This window comes from Marinithermofilum abyssi (assembly GCF_014641195.1).
GTDB classification, from domain to species: domain Bacteria; phylum Bacillota; class Bacilli; order Thermoactinomycetales; family DSM-45169; genus Marinithermofilum; species Marinithermofilum abyssi.
On record NZ_BMHQ01000004.1, the window covers coordinates 225,202 to 245,007 of the forward strand.

The following is a 19,806-nucleotide window of genomic DNA, read 5'->3' on the forward strand; positions in this document are numbered from 1 at the left end:
ATTCCGTATTGTGCCGCGTCTCGTTGAATCTCTTGGAGCGGACCGTATGGACTTCTGCTCGGAGGAATGGGAGCAACGGGCAAAAAAGTCAAGCTATCCTACAGGTTTGTCATCAGTCTGAAGACTCCATCACAATGAATTGCTGGCGTACTAACCGCGAGTGGCGACACTTGCGGTTTTTTGCAAGGAGATGATCCGATGAAACCGAAAGCGGTCTATATTCATATCCCCTTCTGCTCTCACAAGTGTCATTACTGTGATTTTACAGCGTATGTGGTCGGGGGGCAGCCGGTGGATGAATACCTGGAAGCATTGGAACGGGAAATGGCTTATACCGTGGCGGAAGTACAGCCGGAGAAGATCCACTCCATCTTTATCGGAGGCGGTACACCTACGGTACTGGAACCGAAGCAGCTGGAACGGTTGTTGGCTGCTGTCCGCCGCCATTTCCCCCATTGGGCCGATGACATCGAATTTACCGTGGAAGCGAACCCGGGGACCACAGAGCCGGATAAGCTGAGGGTGATGCGGGAAGGTGGAGTGAATCGACTCAGTTTCGGAGCACAAACGTTCCGCAAGGATCTGCTGGAAAAAATCGGACGGATCCACTCGGTGGAAGACATTCGACGCAGTGTGCACCAGGCACGGGAGGCGGGGGTGGAGAACATTTCCCTCGACCTGATGTTCGGCCTGCCGGAGCAACAGGTGGTAGATGTGGAAGCGGCAATCAGAGAAGCCCTGCTTCTTCAGCCGGACCATTTTTCTGTTTACAGCCTGAAAGTGGAGGAAGGCACTCTCTTTCATGCCCGCATGCTGCAAGGAAAATTGCCGCTGCCCTCGGAAGACGACGAGTTGGCCATGTATCAGCTGACTCGTCAGCAGCTGGCGGAAGCCGGTTATCCGCAGTACGAGATCAGTAACTTCGCCAAGCCGGGTTTTAAAAGTCGCCATAACTCCACCTATTGGCGCAACGAACCATATTATGGCCTCGGAGCCGGCGCTCACGGCTACATGCAGGGGGTGCGTCACCAAAATGTTCGCGGGGTCAAGGAATATATCCGCTTAACTTCTGAACAGGGGCGGCCTGTGGATGAGACGCACACGGTCCCTCTCGAGGAAGAAATGGAGAATCAGATGATTCTCGGGTTGCGCTTGATGGAAGGGGTGGATGTATCCCGGTTTGCCCAGCGATTCGAGAGAGAAGTAGGCGACGTGTTCGGCGGCGTGTTGGAACGCTTGGAAACCAAAGGGCTGATACAGTGGGAAAAAGGGCGCATCCGCTTGACGGAGCAAGGGATCCTGTTTGGGAACGAAGTGTTTGCTTCGTTCATTGGAGAGGCGGTTCTGTGAGATAATCGTTGACAACATATAGGGCGTCTGATACCTTTAAAATAAGTATTTAGCACTCGATCATCCGGAGTGCTAACAAGGAGGTGAGGCAGATGTTGAGTGAACGTCAGGAAAGTATCCTCCGAGCCGTGGTGGAAGAGTATATCTCTCATGCCGAACCCGTAGGATCCCGTACGGTTTCCAAAAGGGATGATGTCACGGTCAGCGCGGCTACTGTCCGTAATGAGATGTCGGACTTGGAGGAGCTTGGCTTCTTGGAACAGCCTCACACATCTGCCGGCCGTATACCCAGTCATTTAGGCTACCGTTACTATGTGGACCACTTGATGTCTCCCAAACAGCTGGAACGGTCCGATTTATTGGCGGTACGCCGGTTGTTTACTTCGCATATGGACGCATTGGAACAAACGATTCAACAAACGGCTTTCATTCTGTCCAAGTTGACCAATTATACTTCCATCATTTTAGGGCCGGAAGTCTTTGAAAATAGGCTGAAGCATCTTCAAGTGATTCCGTTGACCGAACGGATGGCTGTTGCCATTCTGGTAACGGATACCGGCCATGTGGATCAACGGCGAATCACTGTTCCGGAAGGGGTTTCCCTTTCCTCCATTGAACAGATGGTCAACCTCTTGAACAGCAAGCTGGCAGGACTCCCGCTGCATGAGTTGAAGCAACGGCTATACCGGGAACTGACGGATGAACTGAGCCGTCATGTAGAAAATTATGAATACCTCATGGCCATGATCGACCAGATGCTGGACCTTGATCAAGAGGGGCGAATCTTTACCAGCGGCGCCACCAATGTGCTGTCTCAACCGGAGTTTCGGGATGTGGAGAAAGCCAAGGTATTGATGGAGCTGTTGGAACAAAGCGACACCGTGGCCCGCCTGTTTTCGTCGGATAAAGAAGGGATTCAAGTCCGGATCGGTCAAGAAAACCGTTTGGAAGCCGTTAATAATTGTAGCATCATTTCAGCCACTTATACCATTGACGGCCGCTCTTTGGGCACCATCGGGATCTTGGGTCCGACGAGGATGGATTATCAAAAAGTGATCAGCCTGCTGGAAGTGCTCACGGTTGACTTATCCGATCACTTGCGTCGCTTGTACCGTTAAACCGGACTTATCACCCTCATACCAGGCGAGTGATGGATCAGTAAGCCGAAGAGCGGCGAGGGGAGCAGCTCCCCGTCGAATGGATCCTTTGGCTGAGTCGCGTATGTTCCAAGGGGGATGCATTCCCCCTGCTTCCCATGTTCTGAGAGAAAGGTGAGGAAATCCTGGCATGGAAGGTCAACAACGGCACTTTGCCTCATCCGGCACGGGGAAGGAAGCCCAGGTTGCTTTTCGTCAAAACGCGGATGCCGTACGCCAAGTGGCAGCGGCGGTCGAAGGCACTCTGGGGCCCAAGGGCCTGGATGTGATGCTGGTCGGGGATGATCAGGAGGTCATCGTGACCAACGATGGAGTTACTATCCTGGATAAAATGGAACATCAACACCCTGCCGCGCGGATGATCGTCAACATCGCCCGCGCCCAGCAAAACGAAGTCGGGGATGGGACGACGACTGCTACGGTACTGGCAGCGGCATTGGTGGAAGAAGGAGCCAAGCAAGTCGCCCGGGGCGTACCGGTTGCCAAGGTGATTACCGGTATACGTCGCGGTGTTCGTTTTGCCCTGAAACGGATGCAGGAAAAAGCACATCCCATCTGGGAGCTGGATGACGAATGGCTGCTTCGCATCGCCTACACTGCCGGAAGGGAGCAAGAAGATATCGCCGAGCTGGTATTGGAAGCAGCGGCGTTGGTCGGGCGGGAAAAACTGATCGCAAAAGGCTTTAAGCTCGCGGATGCTGTCATCGCCCACCCGCGTGCAGAAAATGCGGTATTTTCCGGGTTGTCGCTGCCGGGAGTCCGACTTCACCCGCAGATGCCAGTGAACCGGGAAGGGGTTCGTGTCCTGGTATTGGGAGACGATCTGGTCCCGGACATGGTGAATGATAGCTATGCCGGCACGGATGCCGGCATGAAAAAGCAAGAGCAGCTGGATGAAAACTTCCGCGAGATGCTGCAGAAGATTATAGAGGCGGAAATCGGCCTCGTCGCGGTGGAAGGGGAGGTTCACCCCCTGGCAGAGGGGTTGCTCACGGAAGCGGAAGTAATGGCTGTGGCCGGGGTGTCCCGGGAAGACCTTTTGCGCATCGCACAGCATACGGGCGCGCGAATTTTGAAGCGTTCGGCGCTGCAACGGTCTTCGGATGAATTGGAATCTCTCCTCGGCTTTTGTGAAGAAGCCTTGGATGTTGAGAACATGGGGCATATTCGCATTGGGGGCGGGGCAGGAAAGCCTTCTGCCACCATTCTCGTGGGAGCAGCCACAGAAGAAGTGGTTAGCGAGCGCGAACGGATCTGCAAGGATGCGGCTTCTTCGGTTCAAGCAGCTTTGCGCGGAGGTTTCCTGGCCGGAGGAGGGGCCACCGAGCTGGCCCTGGCACGGGATGTGGAAAAGTTCCGTGATTCCGTTCAGGGGATGGAGCGCTTTGGTGTTTCTGCCGTGGCAGAAGCATTACAGCGCCCGATGGCGCAAGTGGTGGCCAATGCCGGTTTTAATCCCCTGGAGAAAGTGGAAGAAGTGAAAGCTCTCCAATGGAAGCGACAATCCCACACTCTGGGTGTGGATTGTGATCGCGGGGCTGTCACGGATATGGTAGAGATGGGGGTTGTCGATCCGCTTCCCGTCAAATACCATGCCCTAAAGGCGGCAGGGGAAGTCAGTACGGCGATTTTACGTATCCATACAGTGGTTAAAATGAAAGATTCCCTTCGTATCCATCAAAAATAAGAGGTGAAAGAGTTTGACGGCAGAGGAACAAAACCAAAGCCAGGAACAGTCAACGGAAGAGATGGAGGCCACCCAAGCCGAAGTCGGGGAAGAACAAGAAGAACAGTCCCAAACGGAAGCGGAAAAGTGGAAACAGGAAGCTAAAGAGAACCATCAAGCATTTCTCCGTGCCCGTGCGGATTTGGAAAACTATCGCCGCCGAGTGCGCAAGGAGTTGGAAGAAACCGCCAAATATGCACCGGTTCCGCTGGTGGAGTCCTTGCTGCCCGTGCTGGACAACATGGAACGAGCCCTCTCCGCAGGGGATGATTCCAGCTCAAACGCCTTGTATGAGGGTGTGGAGATGGTATATCGACAGTTGGTAAAATCCTTGGAAGAACACGGTCTCCAAACGATTCAAGCGGAAGGGGCGCCTTTTAATCCCCACGAGCATAATGCAGTGATGCAGGTGGAAGCGGAAGATGTAGAACCGGGAACCGTAGTCGAAGTGCTGCAGCAAGGCTATAAATTCCGGGATCGCGTCATTCGTCCTGCCATGGTCAAAGTCAGTTCGTAACTTTAAATATAACAGAAACGATTTGAATAGGGGGTATGCGAACCATGGGTAAAGTAATCGGGATTGACTTGGGAACAACCAACTCATGTGTTGCTTTTATGGAAGGAAGTGAAGCCACCGTCATTCCCAACGCGGAGGGCGGCCGGACCACTCCGTCTGTGGTGGGCTTCTCCAAGAACGGGGAGCGTCTGGTGGGTGAAGCAGCCAAAAGGCAAGCCATCACCAACCCGGACAAAACGATTATCTCCATCAAACGTCACATGGGGACGGACTATAAAGTCAAGATCGACGACAAAGAATACACACCGCAGGAAATTTCCGCGATGATCCTGCAAAAGCTGAAAGCCGACGCGGAAGCTTATCTGGGCGAACCGGTAACCCAAGCAGTGATCACGGTGCCGGCTTACTTCAATGACAGCCAGCGCCAAGCTACCAAAGATGCTGGGAAAATCGCAGGCCTCGAAGTTTTGCGGATCATTAACGAACCGACGGCTGCGGCGTTGGCGTATGGTCTCGATAAAGAAGACGACCAAACTATTCTGGTGTTTGACCTGGGTGGCGGAACCTTCGACGTCTCCATTCTCGAAATGGGGGACGGTCTGTTTGAGGTAAAAGCCACCAGCGGGGACAATCAGCTGGGTGGTGACGACTTCGACCAAGTCATCATCGACTACTTGGTGGATGAATTCAAAAAAGAGCACGGGATCGATCTTTCCAACGACCGGATGGCGCTGCAACGGCTGAAAGATGCTGCTGAAAAGGCGAAAAAGGACCTGTCCGGGGTGCTGACCACCACCATCTCCCTGCCGTTCTTGACGGCGGATGCCAGCGGTCCGAAACACTTGGAAGTAACCTTGACCCGGGCCAAGTTCGAAGAGTTGTCCGCAGACTTGGTGGAGCGGACCATGAAACCGACCCGTCAAGCGCTGAAAGATGCCGGGTTGCAACCGTCCGACATCGACCGTGTTATCCTCGTGGGCGGTTCTACCCGGATTCCGGCTGTGCAGGAAGCCATCAAAAAAGAGATCGGCAAAGAGCCGAGCAAAGGCGTCAACCCGGACGAGGTAGTGGCCATGGGTGCTGCTATCCAGGGCGGCGTGCTTTCCGGCGACGTGAAAGATGTGGTGCTGCTTGACGTCACCCCGTTGTCTCTGGGGATCGAAACCCTGGGCGGCGTTTTCACCAAATTGATCGAACGGAACACCACCATTCCGACGGAGAAATCCCAGATTTTCTCCACTGCAGCCGATAACCAAACCGTGGTGGACATCCACGTGCTGCAAGGGGAGCGGGAAATGGCCGCAGACAACAAAACCCTGGGCCGTTTCCAACTGCAGGATATCCCACCGGCTCCCCGCGGTGTGCCGCAAATCGAAGTGACTTTCAAAATCGACGCCAACGGGATCGTCAACGTATCAGCCAAGGATAAAGCCACCGGTAAATCCAAGGACATCACCATCCAGTCCTCCAGCGGCCTGAGCGATGAAGAGATCGAACGCATGGTGAAAGAAGCGGAAGAGCACGCAGAAGAAGACAAGAAGCGCAAAGAGCAGGTAGAAATCCGCAACAAAGCGGACCAATTGCTCTTCACAGCGGACAAAACCGTCAAAGAGCTGGGCGACAAAGTGGAAGCGGAAGACAAACAAAAGGTGGAAGAGGCCAAAGAGAAAGTGAAACAGGCCTTGGAAAAAGACGATACGGAAGCCATCAAAAAAGCTACCGAAGATCTGGAACAAGCCGTTCAACAACTTTCCGTCAAACTGTACCAGCAGCAGGCAGCACAAGCCCAGGCCGAGGCTGATCCCCATGCTGCCGGCGGACAATCTGCGGATAAAGACAATGTCGTCGACGCTGAATACGAAGTGGTGGACGACGAGGACAAAAAAGAGAAGTAATCCGAGCTCTCGGAGTCCGGAACAAAGCAGGCGAATCCCGCCTGCTTCTCCCGAACGGGAGCGGGGGTTACAGTGCCGAGTCAAAGTCAGGAAGTCTTCTTGGCTTTGGCTTTTCCCTTTTCTTTTACAGGGGCTTGCATGGTCGGATTGATGACCTCCTGCCATCCCCGTTCATATTTTGATGTGAGGGAGGTGATCCGGTGAGTAATCGCGATTTTTACGAGGTTTTGGGTGTCAGCCGGGATGCGTCAGCAGAGGAGATTCGCAAGGCGTATCGGAAGCTGGCGCGCAAATATCACCCGGACGTGAACAAATCACCGGATGCGGAACAGAAGTTCAAAGAAGTGTCCGAAGCATACGAGGTGTTGAAGGATCCGCAAAAGCGGGCCAACTATGATCGATTCGGCCACGCGGATCCCGGAGCTGCCGGCGGAGCCGGTTTTGAGGGCTTCGGCGGCGGAGCCGACTTCGGTTTTGGCGATATTTTTGATATGTTTTTCGGGGGAGGAAGACGAAGAAACCCCAATGCTCCCCAACAGGGTGCCGATTTGGAATACCGTCTGTCTGTTGAATTCAAGGATGCCGTATTCGGGAAAGAAATGGACATCGCTATCCCCCGGACAGAAACCTGCGGCAAATGTCAGGGCAGCGGTGCCAAACCGGGAACCCAGCCGGAAACCTGCGCCGCCTGTCAAGGAACCGGTCAAGCAGAAACCGTACAAAACACGCCATTTGGTCGCATCGTCAACAAACGTATTTGTCAACAGTGTGGCGGCAGCGGCAAGATCATTCGGGAGAAATGCAGTGACTGCGGCGGCAGCGGCAGTGTAAAACGCCGCCGGAAAATCCACATCAATATCCCGGCGGGCATTGATGAAGGAAAACAGCTGCGGGTGACCGGTGAAGGAGAACCGGGCATTAATGGCGGACCTCCAGGGGATCTGTACATTACTATTCATGTCAAACCCCACGAATTCTTCAAGCGTGAAGGGGACGACCTCACATGTGAGCTGCCGATCACCTTTGTGCAGGCCGCCTTGGGGGACGAAGTGGTGGTGCCTACGCTGGATGGCCGGGCAAAGATCAAAATTCCGGCGGGTACCCAAACCGGATCAGAATTCCGTTTGCGCGGCAAAGGCGTGCCGCGGCTGCACGGGTACGGTCAGGGAGACCAGCGGATCAAGGTCAAAGTGGTGACGCCTACGCACCTGAGCGAGGAGCAAAAAGATTTGCTTCGTCAGTTCGGCAAATTGAGCGGGGATTATATCTCCGAGCAAAACAACAGCTTCTTTGATAAAATGAAACGAGCGTTCACCGGCGATTGACTAACGGGCGTGTTCGCCCGTTTTTTTATGTGAACGATCCGGCATTGCGAAAGGAGGATCGCCGTGGATTGGATCGAAGTTCGCATCCATACCAGCCGGGAGGCGGAAGAGGCAACGGCCAACTTCCTGTTGGAAATGGGTGCAGAAGGGACATCGACAGCAGATCCGGAGGTATTGACCCGGACATGGAAGCAGCGTTACGGGGAAATCGTAGACCTGGATCCCGCCGATTATCCCGAGGAGGGGATCTGGGTGACCGGGTATTTTTCAGAGGCGAAATTTTCGGAAGAACTGATCCATCGCTTGCAAGAAAAAGTGGAGGGCTTAGCCGATTTCGGCTTGGATCCCGGCCCGGCGTCGATCCTGCATCGAACCGTGTCGGAAGAAAGCTGGGCCAGTGCCTGGAAAGCTTACTACAAACCGACGAAAGTCACATCCCGTTTGACGGTAAAGCCTGTGTGGGAAGACTATGAAGCGAAGAGCAAAGATGAACAGATCATACAGTTGGATCCCGGCATGGCCTTCGGCACGGGGACACATCCTACTACCGTATTGAGTCTCCGACTGCTGGAAAAATATTTGAACACGGGTGACCGGGTGATCGATGTCGGCTGCGGAAGCGGGATTTTAAGTGCGGCGGCCGCCAAGTTGGGGGCCGGACGTGTGTTGGCGTTGGATTTGGATCCGGTTGCGGTGGAGAATGCGAAAAAGAACATCGGTTACAACCAAGTGGAAGACCGGGTTCAAGTGCGTCAAGGGGACCTTTTGAAGGGTGTGACAGGAACCGCCAATGTGGTGGTAGCCAATATTTTGGCGGAGATTATCCTCCTGTTTACTGCAGACGTCCCCCGCGTGCTGGAAACCGGCGGAACCTTCCTCGCTTCGGGCATCATTTCCCAAAAAGAAGCAGAAGTGGTGGATGGAATGAACCGTGCGGGATTGGAAGTGGTGGAAAGGATTCACGATGGTGACTGGGTAGCGCTGGCCGCCCGAAAATGGTAAGATAGCAGGGGAGAACTATGCAAAGGTATTTTGTCAACCAAAAGCAAATCGAAACCTCACACATCGTGATTACTGGCGATGATGTTCATCATATCAAAAATGTGATGCGATTGGTTCCCGGCGATCACATCATCTGTTGTGACGGAACGGGACAGGAGTATCTCGTCCGCATCGAGGCCCTCGACCCGGAGAAAGTCCGTGGCCAGATCGAAGAAACGCGCCGCTCCAAAGGCGAACCCGCTGTATCGGTAACGGTTTCTCCTGCCTTGTTAAAAGGAGACAAGCTGGACTGGGTGTTGCAAAAAGGCACGGAGTTGGGGGCTGTTTCTTTTCTGCCTTTTACCTCCCAGCGCACCATAGTCAAGCTGGACGGCAAGAAGGCTGTCAAACGGCGGGAGCGCTGGCAAAAGATTGTGAAGGAAGCAGCGGAACAATCCCGGCGGGGGCGGATTCCCGAGGTACATCCGTTGTCCTCCTGGGAAGGGCTTCTGTCTCAATTTACCCATTATGACCGGGTGTTGTTTGCGTACGAAAAAGGCGGACAGCCTCTTACACAAGTATTGGAACCCCGTCGACGGGATATCCGGTACCTGATCGTACTCGGTCCCGAAGGCGGGTTTTCCGAGACAGAAGCGGAGGCGGCTCAAGCGCAGGGAGCCCGGATCGTCGGGTTGGGCAGCCGTATCTTGCGAGCAGAAACCGCCTCATTGGCATGTTTGACTTCGATATTATTTGCTCATGGAGAGATAGGAGGTGAGCCACTGTGAGTACGGTGGCATTCCATACACTGGGATGTAAAGTGAACGCCTATGAAACGGAAGCCATCTGGCAGCTGTTTCAACGGGAAGGTTATGAACGTGTCGACTTTGACAAAAAAGCGGATGTATATGTGATCAATACTTGTACAGTAACCAATACGGGAGACCGGAAAAGCCGCCAGATGATTCGGCGCGCCATCCGGAAAAACCCCGATGCGGTCGTAGCGGTTACCGGTTGTTATGCTCAAACCTCTCCGGGTGAAATCATGCAAATTCCGGGGGTGGATGTGGTGGTGGGCACCCAGGGGCGGGACAAACTTCTCGAATATATCGAGGAGCACCGTCAAACCCGGCAGCCGGTGAACGCCGTCAAAAACATCATGAAAACCCGGGAATTTGAAGAACTGGATGTACCGACATTCACCGACCGGACCCGGGCATCCCTCAAAATCCAGGAAGGCTGCAACAACTTCTGCACTTTCTGTATCATCCCTTGGGCCCGGGGGCTCTTGCGCAGCCGCAAACCGGAGAGCGTGCTGAAGCAGGCTCGCCAACTGGTGGCCGCCGGCTACCGGGAGATCGTGTTGACCGGGATTCACACCGGCGGTTACGGGGAAGACATGGAAGATTACAAACTGGCGGATCTGCTGTGGGATCTGGACAAGGTGGAGGGACTGAAACGGATTCGGATCAGCTCCATCGAAGCCAGCCAGATCAACGATCGGGTCATTGAGGTGTTGAATCAATCCGACAAGATGTGCCGCCACCTGCACATTCCGCTGCAAGCAGGGGATGACGAAGTTCTCAAACGGATGCGCCGCAAATATACGGTGGATGAGTTCCGCCGGAAAATCGAACACATCAAACAGGCGATGCCCAATGTGGCCATTACCAGCGATGTGATCGTCGGTTTTCCGGGAGAAACGGATGAGCAATTTGAAAATGGCTACCGCCTGATTGAAGAACTGGCCTTCTCTGAACTGCACGTATTCCCGTATTCTCAGCGAACTGGCACCCCTGCTGCACGCATGGACGGTCAAGTGCCGAACGAAGTGAAACAAGAGCGGGTACAGCGGCTGATCGAGCTTTCGAATAAACTGTCCGTCCAATACGCTTCTCAGTTTGTCGGGGATGTGTTGGAAGTGATCCCGGAACGACCCTATAAAGAGGCGCCTGACAGCGGACTGTACATGGGATACTCCGACAACTACCTGCAAGTGGTCTTCCCGGGCAATGAGGACTTGATCGGGAAAGTATGCCGTGTTCGCCTCGATGAAGCGGGTGCGGAATATTGCAAAGGCACCTTTGTCCGCGTGATGGACGAACCGGCCCGCTCTTCCGCGGTATAAAATGGAGTAACAGAAGTGGCTGGAAATTGTCCTTCTGCCTATGACGCTACTTTTGAACAACGTACCAGCGACGGATTTTTTCAAAAGGAGCGGCGGGCAGAAGGGTTTTCTTTTTTGTGGTTGCCGTTGAAAATTTTTTGACAGAACCCTGTCCAAGTGGCATGATTTTTCCTATACTTTTGTTTGCGGCAGTTGCTGGTATCGTTCCCCGTACAGCAAGGTCGGATGAACGGATAAAGGAGGGGAATCAGTTGAGCGATCATCGTCAGGATTGGGAAGCGGCACTGGATTCCATTGAATGGGACGAAGTGCTGGAAGAAGTGGGAGAACAGCTGAAAACCAATCTGGCTGCTGAGCTTCGCTTTCGTACATATGAAGAGCTGGAACGGGCTTCACAGTTCTTGGGTGCCGGTTACTATCTCACGCACTTATCTGATGGAACCTGGGCGTTCTGGAATGAGAAAAATTATGTGGAAGAAGATGTACAGCGGTTTCAAGATCCCAAGGCATTTATTCAATATGTCATCGAGCAGTTTCAATTTAATCGTGAACAGGTGGAGTCATTGATCGAAAGTATGCGGGAAGCCCGTCAAATGAAACGCTGTATACAATGTGGATTTGATTTTGATCCCCAGGATCCGGTCCGCGAGGAATTGGGAATTGACGGGATATATGCTGAAGAAGGAGCTTCAGAGGAGTTTTGTTCGCCTCAGTGTGCCATTGAAAACGTGGTACAGGAGATGAAAGAGTCCTGAGATAAAGGGGCGATCAGAAATCATGCATTGGAGGATCGATGGAAAAGATCTCTTCTGGTGAGGATCTACGTGGGCGGGCTGATGGGAGCGGGGTATGACAGCATACCTCTTTTCATTTGGATGGGGCACCTGTGATGGAGACCGGGAAGCACCACTGGAGCCATATCAGGATCATGTACATCGGACTTGTTTGAAAGGCTCGGATGACGATTTCGAGCGTACGTATCCGGTTTATACGGGGAAAGTGGGTTCTGCCGCATACCGTTGGTTTGATCAAGTGTTCGATTGGCAAATGGTATACTAAGGTTGATTTTTTCATATGGGGGAGGGTTTCTCCTTTATGTCTCAAGGAGCCTCCTTATTCAGCATGTTTCTTTGGTGATCCTGTCCTCTACAAATTCCAGCTAAAGTCGTAAAATGGTTCTCGGTTTGCAATAGGAAAGGATGTGACCATCATGAAAGAAATATCTGCAGGTGGGGTGGTGTACCGCCGCAACGGGGATGCATTGGAGTTGCTCATGATCGAAGATCGTTATTCCAAATGGACACTGGCAAAAGGGAAAAAGGAACCGGGTGAGACGGATGAAGAGACGGCCTTGCGTGAGATTGAGGAAGAGACAGGGGTCCGGGGCCGCATTATTGCCAAGCTTGAAACGGTCCATTACCGCTATTTTCATCCCAAGCACGGAGATGTGGACAAAGAAGTGCATTATTACCTAGTGGAAGCTCGTTCCGATGATGTCACGCCGCAGCTTTCGGAAATTACGAAAGCGGTATGGCTTCCAGTAAATAAGGCCTGGCAATTGCAAAAGGAAGAAGGGTATGATAATAACCGGAGTGTGATATGGAAAGCACTGAACCGATTGGGTGTGCAGCCCAGCTGAATCCGTTGATTATGGTTGAGAGGAGTTTGGTTATGAAGGCATCTGAAATCGCATCCATCATTGATCATACGTTGTTGAAACCGGAGGCAACCTCGGATCAAATCGATCAGTTGTGCCAAGAAGCTGCTGAACACGGCTTTGCATCGGTTTGCGTCAATCCGTATTGGGTAGCCCGTGCTGCCGAGCGCCTGAAGGGGACCGGGGTCAAAGTCTGCACAGTCGTGGGCTTTCCCCTGGGAGCCACCACCAAAGAAGCCAAAGCATTTGAAACAAAACAGGCGATTCAAAACGGCGCCTCTGAAGTCGATATGGTGATGAACATCGGGGCGTTGAAATCGGGAGATATCGAAGCGGTACGTGAAGATATCCAAGCGGTTGTAGAAGCGGCTGATGGCGTATTGGTAAAGGTAATCCTTGAGACGGGGCTTCTTAACGATGAGGAGATCCGCGTTGCCAGCGAAAAGGCGAAAGCGGCGGGAGCTCATTTTGTAAAAACCTCCACCGGATTTGGGCACGGCGGCGCTACCGTTGAGGCAGTCCGCCTTATGCGGGAGGCTGTGGGTCCAGAGATGGGCGTCAAAGCTTCCGGCGGTATCCGGGATCTTGAAACTGCTCAACGCATGGTGGAAGCCGGAGCCACTCGAATCGGCGCGAGCTCCAGTGTGGCCATTGTTACCGGCGGCCAGGGCAACAGCGGGTATTGACGAGGAACGGACATGTTGATGTCCGTTTTTTTTTTCATTGAGTCACCGGCGGTTTCTCCTCTGACGGAAAGACCAAGCAATCACCGGATCCGGCAGCAACCAGGTGATCACTCGGGCGAATGGAGCTGAGAAGGGAAGGACCAGCACGGAACAAATGACATTGTACAATGTTTGGATATGAGCCACTTGAGCGGCGGGGTTGTCGGACAGCAGCAATGCTATCTGTGTTAAATAGGGAACCAGCGGTCCAAAAACCAGAACACCTGCGATATTGAGGGTCAAATGAGCCAGGGCCACTTGTTTGGCAGCCCGGTTGGAACCGATGGATGCCAGCAGACCCGTGACACAGGTGCCCACATTGCTTCCTAAAACCACGGCGATCGCAAAGGGAAGCGGAATGATTCCGGAAGCATAAAATCCCATAGCGATGGCGATGACGGCCCCGCTGCTCTGAACAAGTCCGGTAACCGCGGTTCCCGCTAATATTCCCCAGAGAACAGGGTGTGTAGAGGATTCCAATATCCAATGGATCCACCCCCGCCTCTTTAAGGGGAAGGCAATCCATTGCATCGCATCCATCCCGAGGAAGATACAGCCAAAACCGCCGATGACCAATCCAATGCACTTGCTTTTCTTCCGGGGCAACAGATAAAAGAGGGCTCCCAGCAAAATCAGCGGGACGGCGAAGTCTTCAATTTTTAGAGCCAAGATTTCCGTGGTAAGTGTGGTCCCAATATTGGTTCCCAGAATAATGCCGATCGTTTGGGAAAAGTTCAGGATCCCCGCATTGACAAAACCGATAGTGATCACTGTTACAGCGCTGCTGCTCTGTAAAAAAGCCGTTGAAACCATCCCGGTCAAAAACCCTCGTGCCGGTGTCCGGGTAAAACGGAGCAGCGCTTGTTGCAGACGATCACCAGCCAATACTTCCAAGCCGTATCGCAAAAGCTGCATACCGAATAAAAATATCGCCAATCCCGTAGCGAACGGGATGATCATTTCCTTCATGCATCATGCCTCCTCCGCTAGTCCATATATATGGCTGGCAGCGGACAGGCATGACGATATTCCCCTCGTGAGACAAAATAAGACCCCTCCGCTGTGAAGGGGCCGGCTGTCTGGATTACTCTTTTTCCCGATTACGACGTGGGATAAAGGGCGGTGGTTCCATGTCAAAATCCGGATCGAATGGGCTCCATGGACGTTGGACACTTTTTTCTGTTGCCTGTTCCGACCCCGCATCGGGGGCGAGGCGCGGTTCGCCAAAAACGGCCCATGGCGGGCCCGGCTCAGGTTGCTGTTGACGCAAGGACTTCTCTTCTTTCTCTTCCCGAACGGGCAGCCCTTCCATCCATTCTTCTCCGTGGAAATCTTTCCGCATCACCTGTTCGGTTTCCTCATTCATGATTTTGTTGAGTTCTTCCTGAATCATCTCACGAATCAAACTACGCAGCTGGTCACGAGATTTTCCTTTTGCCATTTTTTCACCCCTTTTCAGACAAGGAGGTCCGCATTCATGATGTATTATATGCGGGTGCTGGATTTGGGTGAATAAAAGGAGGAGTGTGCTTCGCTCGGGCTGCTTTTTTTGATATAATACCTTCAACTTCAACACTGAAAGGGGTGTAGGGTCTTGGCAGAGTGTATTTTTTGCGGTATCGTCGAAGGAAGCATCCCTTCCAAAAAAGTATACGAAGATGAGCATGTTGTTGCTTTTCACGATATCAGCCCGGCAGCCCCGGTCCATCTGTTAGTCATCCCCAAAAAGCATATCGCCTCCATTCAGGAAGTAGGGGAAGAAGATGCGGTGACCATGGGGCGCATTTTCTCAGCCATCAATCACTTGGCACAAGAGTTCGGGCTGAGTGAAAAAGGGTTCCGGATTGTGAACAACTGTGGCCAAGAAGGTGGACAAACCGTATTCCATCTTCATTTTCACCTTCTCGGCGGCCGGCAGTTGACATGGCCCCCCGGTTGATAAAACCGCTTTGACACGCCTTTTCAGCCTGTTGTATAATGATCGGTGTCTTTGTTTTTTCGTCCCAAGTCTTTCCTTGGGTGGATTACATGCAGGTGCAGGTGCTGCTTGTCCCTCTTCGGTGTGGGACAGTGCCGATGCTTGCAGAGCCGTTTGCATCAAGCGGCTTCAGCCCGGGCGATGACTGCCCGCGGAGGGAGGGATAAGCATGGCGGAAATTCACGTTCGCAAAAACGAAACTTTGGATAAAGCGCTGCGTCGATTCAAAAAGACGATGGCCAAAGAAGGTACGATGCGTGAACTGAAAAAGCGCAAGTTCTACGAAAAGCCCAGCGTCAAGCGAAAAAAGAAAGCTGACGCTGCACGGAAACGGAAATAAGGTAGCGAGGTGGCGGTCCCGGTGACCTTGTTGGAGCGGTTGACCCAGGATATGAAAACCGCAATGAAAGAAAAAGACAAGACCAAGCTGTCAGTGGTCCGGATGCTGCGTTCTTCCATCAAAAACAAGGAGATCGAGCTCGGACGCTCCTTGGATGAGGACGAAGCATTGCAAGTGGTTTCCAAAGAGCTGAAACAGCAGAAGGATTCCCTGTCCGAATTTGAACGAGCCGGCCGGGATGACTTGGCTGAAAAAGCTCGGGGTGAGATTGCGGTTCTTGAACAATACCTCCCGGAACAATTGAGCGAAGAAGAGATTCGTGCGATTGTTCAGGAGACGATTCAAGAAACCGGAGCCTCCTCCAAAAAAGACATGGGGAAAGTGATGGGAGCCATCATGCCCAAAGTCAAAGGACGGGCTGACGGAAAGGTGATCAACCGTTTGGTGCAGGAGTTCTTGCAGTAAACACAGCGTATATACGCTGTGTTTTTTCTTGAAGTGCAGTGTGAAAATCTTGCTAAAAAAGAAACCTTTCCCGTTCGTCATCGTATATACATAGAGCAGGACACACTGCAGAAAAGGTTCAGTCGTGAACCACTCAATTGGAGGAGGATGGAATATGGATTCCGCAACCTTAAGCATGTTGGTCATTGCGGTTGTGGCAGTCATCGGGCTGTCCGTACTGTTTACCTTTGTACCGGTGATGCTGTGGATTTCGGCGATGGCTTCCGGCGTTTATGTGGGCTTGACCACCCTGATCGGGATGCGCCTTCGCCGCATCACCCCGTCCCGTATCATCAACCCGTTGATCAAGGCGCGCAAAGCCGGGCTGGATGTGACGATTGAGCAGTTGGAAACCCATTATTTAGCGGGGGGGAACGTGGATCGGGTGGTGGATGCTTTGATCGCCGCCCAACGAGCGGATATCGACCTGATGTTTGAGCGGGCGGCAGCGATCGATCTGGCGGGTCGGGACGTGCTGGAAGCGGTTCAGATGAGCGTTAATCCCAAAGTGATCGAAACCCCGGTGGTTTCCGCGGTGGCGAAGGATGGTATTGAAGTAAAGGTTGTAGCTCGGGTTACTGTACGGGCCAACATCGACCGTTTGGTGGGCGGTGCCGGGGAGGAAACGATTATCGCCCGGGTCGGTGAAGGCATTGTCACCACCAACGGCTCGGCGTCCAGTCACAAAGAAGTATTGGAAAACCCCGATCTGATCTCCAATACGGTGTTGAAAAAAGGCTTGGATGCCGGTACGGCCTTTGAAATTCTTTCCATTGACATCGCCGATGTGGATGTAGGGAAAAATATTGGAGCCCAGTTGCAGATGGATCAAGCAGAAGCCGATAAGAACATTGCCCAGGCCAAAGCGGAGGAACGGCGGGCAATGGCTGTTGCCAAGGAACAAGAGATGCGGGCCCATGTGGAAGAAATGCGAGCCAAAGTGGTGGAAGCGGAAGCTATGGTGCCGCAGGCCATAGCAGAAGCCCTCCGAAGCGGAAAGCTTGGTGTGATGGACTATTACCATATGCAGAACATTATGGCTGATACCGATATGCGCAAGACGATCAGCCGTTCCGATGAGGAAGAAGAGCAGTAATCGGAACCAGGGCTGAACACTCGCCGAAAGCGGAGGTAGCACGATGGACTATTTGCTGCAGGAATGGGTCTTGCCTACTCTGTTTGCCCTGATTGTTTTTTTGTATGCGCAGTGGAAGAAGAAAAAAGAGAGGGGGAAACATGCCCAATCCAGAAATAGACGTAGTCCGCAACGGAATACCAAGACGGCGGCTCCCCCAAAGCAAACAACACCGACGTTGGAACAACGGCTTCGGGAGTACAAAAAGCAGGACTATCACCGTGGATCTTCACGCCGAGTGATCGAGGTGAAGCCTGCAGCGGTTGCTCCGGTCCAAAAAAGAACCGCTGCTTCGCCTTGGGCAAAGCTTTCCCGTCAGGAGTGGAGGCGGGCGGTAGTGATGAAGGAGATTCTAGATCCGCCTCGGGCGCTGCGCCCGCTGTCCAGAAGCCGGTTGCATAAGATGCGGTGATACACTTCATTTCCCTGCCATGGAAACATGTGAAGTTCATGACCTCGCCTCTTCGGTACAAACTATGGGTACGGGGAGGTGAAATGCCATGGCAAGAAGCCGTAGCAGCAATCGGTTGTTAGTACCGGGCAGCGCCGCTGTTTTGCAACAGTATAAAGAGGAAATTGCTGCCGAATTCGGTGTCAAAATGGGAGCGGATACGACGTCCCGGGGCAATGGTTCCGTCGGCGGGGAAATTACCAAACGTTTGGTTCGCCAAGCACAACAACAAGAAATGCAATAATGACAATGTTATATTTCGGTGATGGAAGCGGTGCAGGGAAATCCATGCACCGCTTTATTGTGTCATCGAGTGTGCTGCCCGATCATACACTTTTTTGATCCCTGTTTTTGGACCGTTCAAATGTGCCAAGCCTTGCATATCATCAAGGGGGGGCGCATATGGGTTATAAAGAAGATGGAGGGCTTGTTCTATGCGGAAGATCGGAGATCACCTGAAGAAGACTGCATCCAACTGGTTGGATATTCCGCAAGATGTGGCCACCAACGTACCTCGGGTGATGATAACAGGTTCGCATCGTGTTCATGTAGTGAATCATTTGGGTGTGGTACGGTTTCGTGACACAGAAATTCGAATCAAAACCGTCAAAGAAACATTGTTCATTACCGGAAAAGGATTGACGATTCAGGCCATTCACTCCGAAGAGTTGTGGGTAGAAGGGGAAATCGCCGAAGTCAAGTTTGGGGAGTAGGGGGAGGAATCTTTTGCGGCAGCGGAATTGGTCCCAGAGGATAAAAGGACATCTAACGGTGGATGTCAAAGGCCCCAATATCACCGCGTTTATCAATCGAGCGACAGAAGAGCGCTTTTCGCTTAGCCAGATTCAGTGGATCGGGGACGAACACGTTCGTCTGGTCATGAGTGTGGAGGACTATTTCCGGGTGAAGCCACTGGCGCGAGAGACACGTTCCAAGGTACGTATCATCTCCAAGCAAGGACTTCCCTTTTTTCTTTTGCGGCTGCAACGTCGGAAATTTTTTGCAATCGGCATTCTTCTCTTTTTCCTGCTGATATTTGTTTTGACCTCTTTTGTCTGGTCCGTGGATGTGGAAGGGAATGAACGGGTTCCCACCAGAGAAATCCTTCAATTGCTGAAGAATCAGGGGGTTTATGCCGGTCAATTCAAGGGCCGTATTCCCTCGGATGAGAAAATGCAGATTTATCTGCAAGATAAACTTCCCCAACTCTCCTGGGTCGGCTTTCGTATGGAAGGAACGCGGATCGTAGTCACCGTTGTGGAAAAAAAAGGTGTGGATAATAAAGAAGTAGAGGAGGACAAAGGGCCGGTTCAATTTGTGGCCAAAAAAGACGCTTTGATCTACGATATGAAAATCCTTCGAGGGCGTCCGTTGGTGGAAGTGAACGATGTGATCAAAAAAGGGCAGCTGTTGGTTTCCGGCCGGTACGGGAATCCGGAGACGCCTGAGAAGGGAAAGGTAGTGGGAGTGAAAGGAAGTGTACTGGGGCGGGTCTGGTACGAGTCCGACGTGGTGGTCCCGCTCACGCTGAAGCGAAAGGTATATACCGGAGCACGGGATGAGGCATATTATCCGTATGTGGCTTCTCGGGCGATTCGGATTCCCTTTTTGTATCCGGTCGATTTTACACAGTATGAAACCATTTCGCATATCCGCTCTTTGCATCTGGGGAAATGGCGTCTGCCTTTCGGTTGGGTTACCGAGGAGCGTATGGAGATGGAGTGGGTAAAACAAAAGCTGAACGAAAAGGAAGCCTTGCGGTTGGGGAAGGAACGGGCACGAGTAGAGCTCCTTTCGGAATCCGGTCAACAGGCGCGGATCCTGGGGGAAAAAGTTTTGCACCATCATGTGGACAGTGGTAAAGTTTATATGAAGATACACTTTGACGTAGTAGAGAATATCGCTGTTCCACAACCGATATTGCAAGGGGATTGAGC

The 19,806-nt window shown here is 52.6% G+C and carries 22 protein-coding genes; 20 read left to right on the forward strand and 2 right to left on the reverse strand.

From position 1 onward, the window contains the following. The first annotated feature begins 198 nt into the window (after window positions 1-198). The 12 genes from hemW (at window position 199) to deoC (ending at window position 13,422) form a co-directional block, all read left to right on the forward strand. Window positions 199-1,350, forward strand: a complete 1,152-nt coding sequence (hemW, locus tag IEW70_RS07290) for a radical SAM family heme chaperone HemW (RefSeq protein WP_188647258.1) — start codon at window positions 199-201, stop codon at window positions 1,348-1,350. A 92-nt stretch (window positions 1,351-1,442) separates the two neighbouring features. Continuing rightward, on the forward strand, window positions 1,443-2,468 hold the full coding sequence (gene hrcA / locus IEW70_RS07295; RefSeq protein WP_188647259.1) for a heat-inducible transcriptional repressor HrcA: 1,026 nt from the start codon (window positions 1,443-1,445) through the stop codon (window positions 2,466-2,468). A gap of 169 nt (window positions 2,469-2,637) precedes the next feature. After that, window positions 2,638-4,194, forward strand: coding sequence for a TCP-1/cpn60 chaperonin family protein (locus tag IEW70_RS07300; RefSeq protein ID WP_188647260.1), 1,557 nt, complete (start codon window positions 2,638-2,640; stop codon window positions 4,192-4,194). Window positions 4,195-4,207: 13 nt separating this feature from the next. Continuing rightward, on the forward strand, window positions 4,208-4,750 hold the full coding sequence (gene grpE / locus IEW70_RS07305) for a nucleotide exchange factor GrpE (protein WP_229751874.1): 543 nt from the start codon (window positions 4,208-4,210) through the stop codon (window positions 4,748-4,750). 44 nt (window positions 4,751-4,794) lie between these two features. Then, window positions 4,795-6,645, forward strand: a complete 1,851-nt coding sequence (gene dnaK, locus IEW70_RS07310) for a molecular chaperone DnaK (RefSeq protein ID WP_188647261.1) — start codon at window positions 4,795-4,797, stop codon at window positions 6,643-6,645. 200 nt (window positions 6,646-6,845) lie between these two features. Next, a complete protein-coding gene (dnaJ, locus tag IEW70_RS07315) occupies window positions 6,846-7,970 on the forward strand; it encodes a molecular chaperone DnaJ (protein WP_188647262.1) in 1,125 nt (374 codons plus the stop codon). Window positions 7,971-8,033: 63 nt separating this feature from the next. Further along, complete coding sequence (prmA, locus tag IEW70_RS07320) at window positions 8,034-8,972, forward strand: 50S ribosomal protein L11 methyltransferase (RefSeq protein WP_188647263.1); 939 nt, start codon at window positions 8,034-8,036, stop codon at window positions 8,970-8,972. Between the two features lie 17 nt (window positions 8,973-8,989). Then, complete coding sequence (locus IEW70_RS07325) at window positions 8,990-9,739, forward strand: 16S rRNA (uracil(1498)-N(3))-methyltransferase (RefSeq protein ID WP_188647264.1); 750 nt, start codon at window positions 8,990-8,992, stop codon at window positions 9,737-9,739. Beyond that, a complete protein-coding gene (gene mtaB, locus IEW70_RS07330) occupies window positions 9,736-11,079 on the forward strand; it encodes a tRNA (N(6)-L-threonylcarbamoyladenosine(37)-C(2))-methylthiotransferase MtaB (protein ID WP_188647265.1) in 1,344 nt (447 codons plus the stop codon). Before IEW70_RS07325 ends, mtaB begins: the two co-directional genes overlap by 4 nt. Before the next feature lie 251 nt (window positions 11,080-11,330). Next, window positions 11,331-11,834, forward strand: coding sequence for a hypothetical protein (locus IEW70_RS07335; RefSeq protein ID WP_188647266.1), 504 nt, complete (start codon window positions 11,331-11,333; stop codon window positions 11,832-11,834). 446 nt (window positions 11,835-12,280) lie between these two features. Beyond that, complete coding sequence (locus tag IEW70_RS07340; protein ID WP_188647267.1) at window positions 12,281-12,718, forward strand: NUDIX hydrolase; 438 nt, start codon at window positions 12,281-12,283, stop codon at window positions 12,716-12,718. A gap of 32 nt (window positions 12,719-12,750) precedes the next feature. Next, a complete protein-coding gene (deoC, locus tag IEW70_RS07345; RefSeq protein ID WP_188647268.1) occupies window positions 12,751-13,422 on the forward strand; it encodes a deoxyribose-phosphate aldolase in 672 nt (223 codons plus the stop codon). A 42-nt stretch (window positions 13,423-13,464) separates the two neighbouring features. On the opposite strand, the gene IEW70_RS07350 is transcribed toward deoC, so the two are convergent. Continuing rightward, entirely contained in the window at window positions 13,465-14,430 is a 966-nt protein-coding gene (locus tag IEW70_RS07350) for a Na/Pi cotransporter family protein (protein WP_188647269.1), read from the reverse strand. Between the two features lie 115 nt (window positions 14,431-14,545). Next, window positions 14,546-14,902, reverse strand: coding sequence for a hypothetical protein (locus IEW70_RS07355; RefSeq protein ID WP_188647270.1), 357 nt, complete (start codon window positions 14,900-14,902; stop codon window positions 14,546-14,548). 153 nt (window positions 14,903-15,055) lie between these two features. Between IEW70_RS07355 and IEW70_RS07360 the strand changes: the two genes are divergently transcribed. The 8 genes from IEW70_RS07360 (at window position 15,056) to yqfD (ending at window position 19,804) form a co-directional block, all read left to right on the forward strand. Further along, the gene (locus tag IEW70_RS07360; protein ID WP_188647271.1) at window positions 15,056-15,400 is read left to right on the forward strand and encodes a histidine triad nucleotide-binding protein; all 345 of its coding nucleotides are present in this window, start codon (window positions 15,056-15,058) and stop codon (window positions 15,398-15,400) included. 208 nt (window positions 15,401-15,608) lie between these two features. Further along, window positions 15,609-15,779 (forward strand): 30S ribosomal protein S21, encoded by a 171-nt coding sequence (rpsU, locus tag IEW70_RS07365; protein ID WP_188647272.1) that lies wholly within the window; start codon window positions 15,609-15,611, stop codon window positions 15,777-15,779. 21 nt (window positions 15,780-15,800) lie between these two features. Beyond that, the gene (locus tag IEW70_RS07370) at window positions 15,801-16,244 is read left to right on the forward strand and encodes a GatB/YqeY domain-containing protein (protein ID WP_188647273.1); all 444 of its coding nucleotides are present in this window, start codon (window positions 15,801-15,803) and stop codon (window positions 16,242-16,244) included. Between the two features lie 154 nt (window positions 16,245-16,398). Then, window positions 16,399-17,379, forward strand: a complete 981-nt coding sequence (gene floA, locus IEW70_RS07375; RefSeq protein ID WP_188647274.1) for a flotillin-like protein FloA — start codon at window positions 16,399-16,401, stop codon at window positions 17,377-17,379. A 43-nt stretch (window positions 17,380-17,422) separates the two neighbouring features. Then, window positions 17,423-17,830 carry a hypothetical protein gene (locus IEW70_RS07380; protein WP_188647275.1) on the forward strand — a complete coding sequence of 136 codons (408 nt, stop codon included), beginning with the start codon at window positions 17,423-17,425 and terminating at the stop codon, window positions 17,828-17,830. A gap of 88 nt (window positions 17,831-17,918) precedes the next feature. Beyond that, a complete protein-coding gene (locus IEW70_RS07385; RefSeq protein WP_188647276.1) occupies window positions 17,919-18,113 on the forward strand; it encodes an alpha/beta-type small acid-soluble spore protein in 195 nt (64 codons plus the stop codon). A gap of 190 nt (window positions 18,114-18,303) precedes the next feature. Next, a complete protein-coding gene (locus tag IEW70_RS07390; RefSeq protein WP_188647277.1) occupies window positions 18,304-18,582 on the forward strand; it encodes a YabP/YqfC family sporulation protein in 279 nt (92 codons plus the stop codon). Between the two features lie 13 nt (window positions 18,583-18,595). After that, window positions 18,596-19,804 carry a sporulation protein YqfD gene (gene yqfD / locus IEW70_RS07395; RefSeq protein WP_188647278.1) on the forward strand — a complete coding sequence of 403 codons (1,209 nt, stop codon included), beginning with the start codon at window positions 18,596-18,598 and terminating at the stop codon, window positions 19,802-19,804. Window positions 19,805-19,806 lie beyond the last annotated feature (2 nt).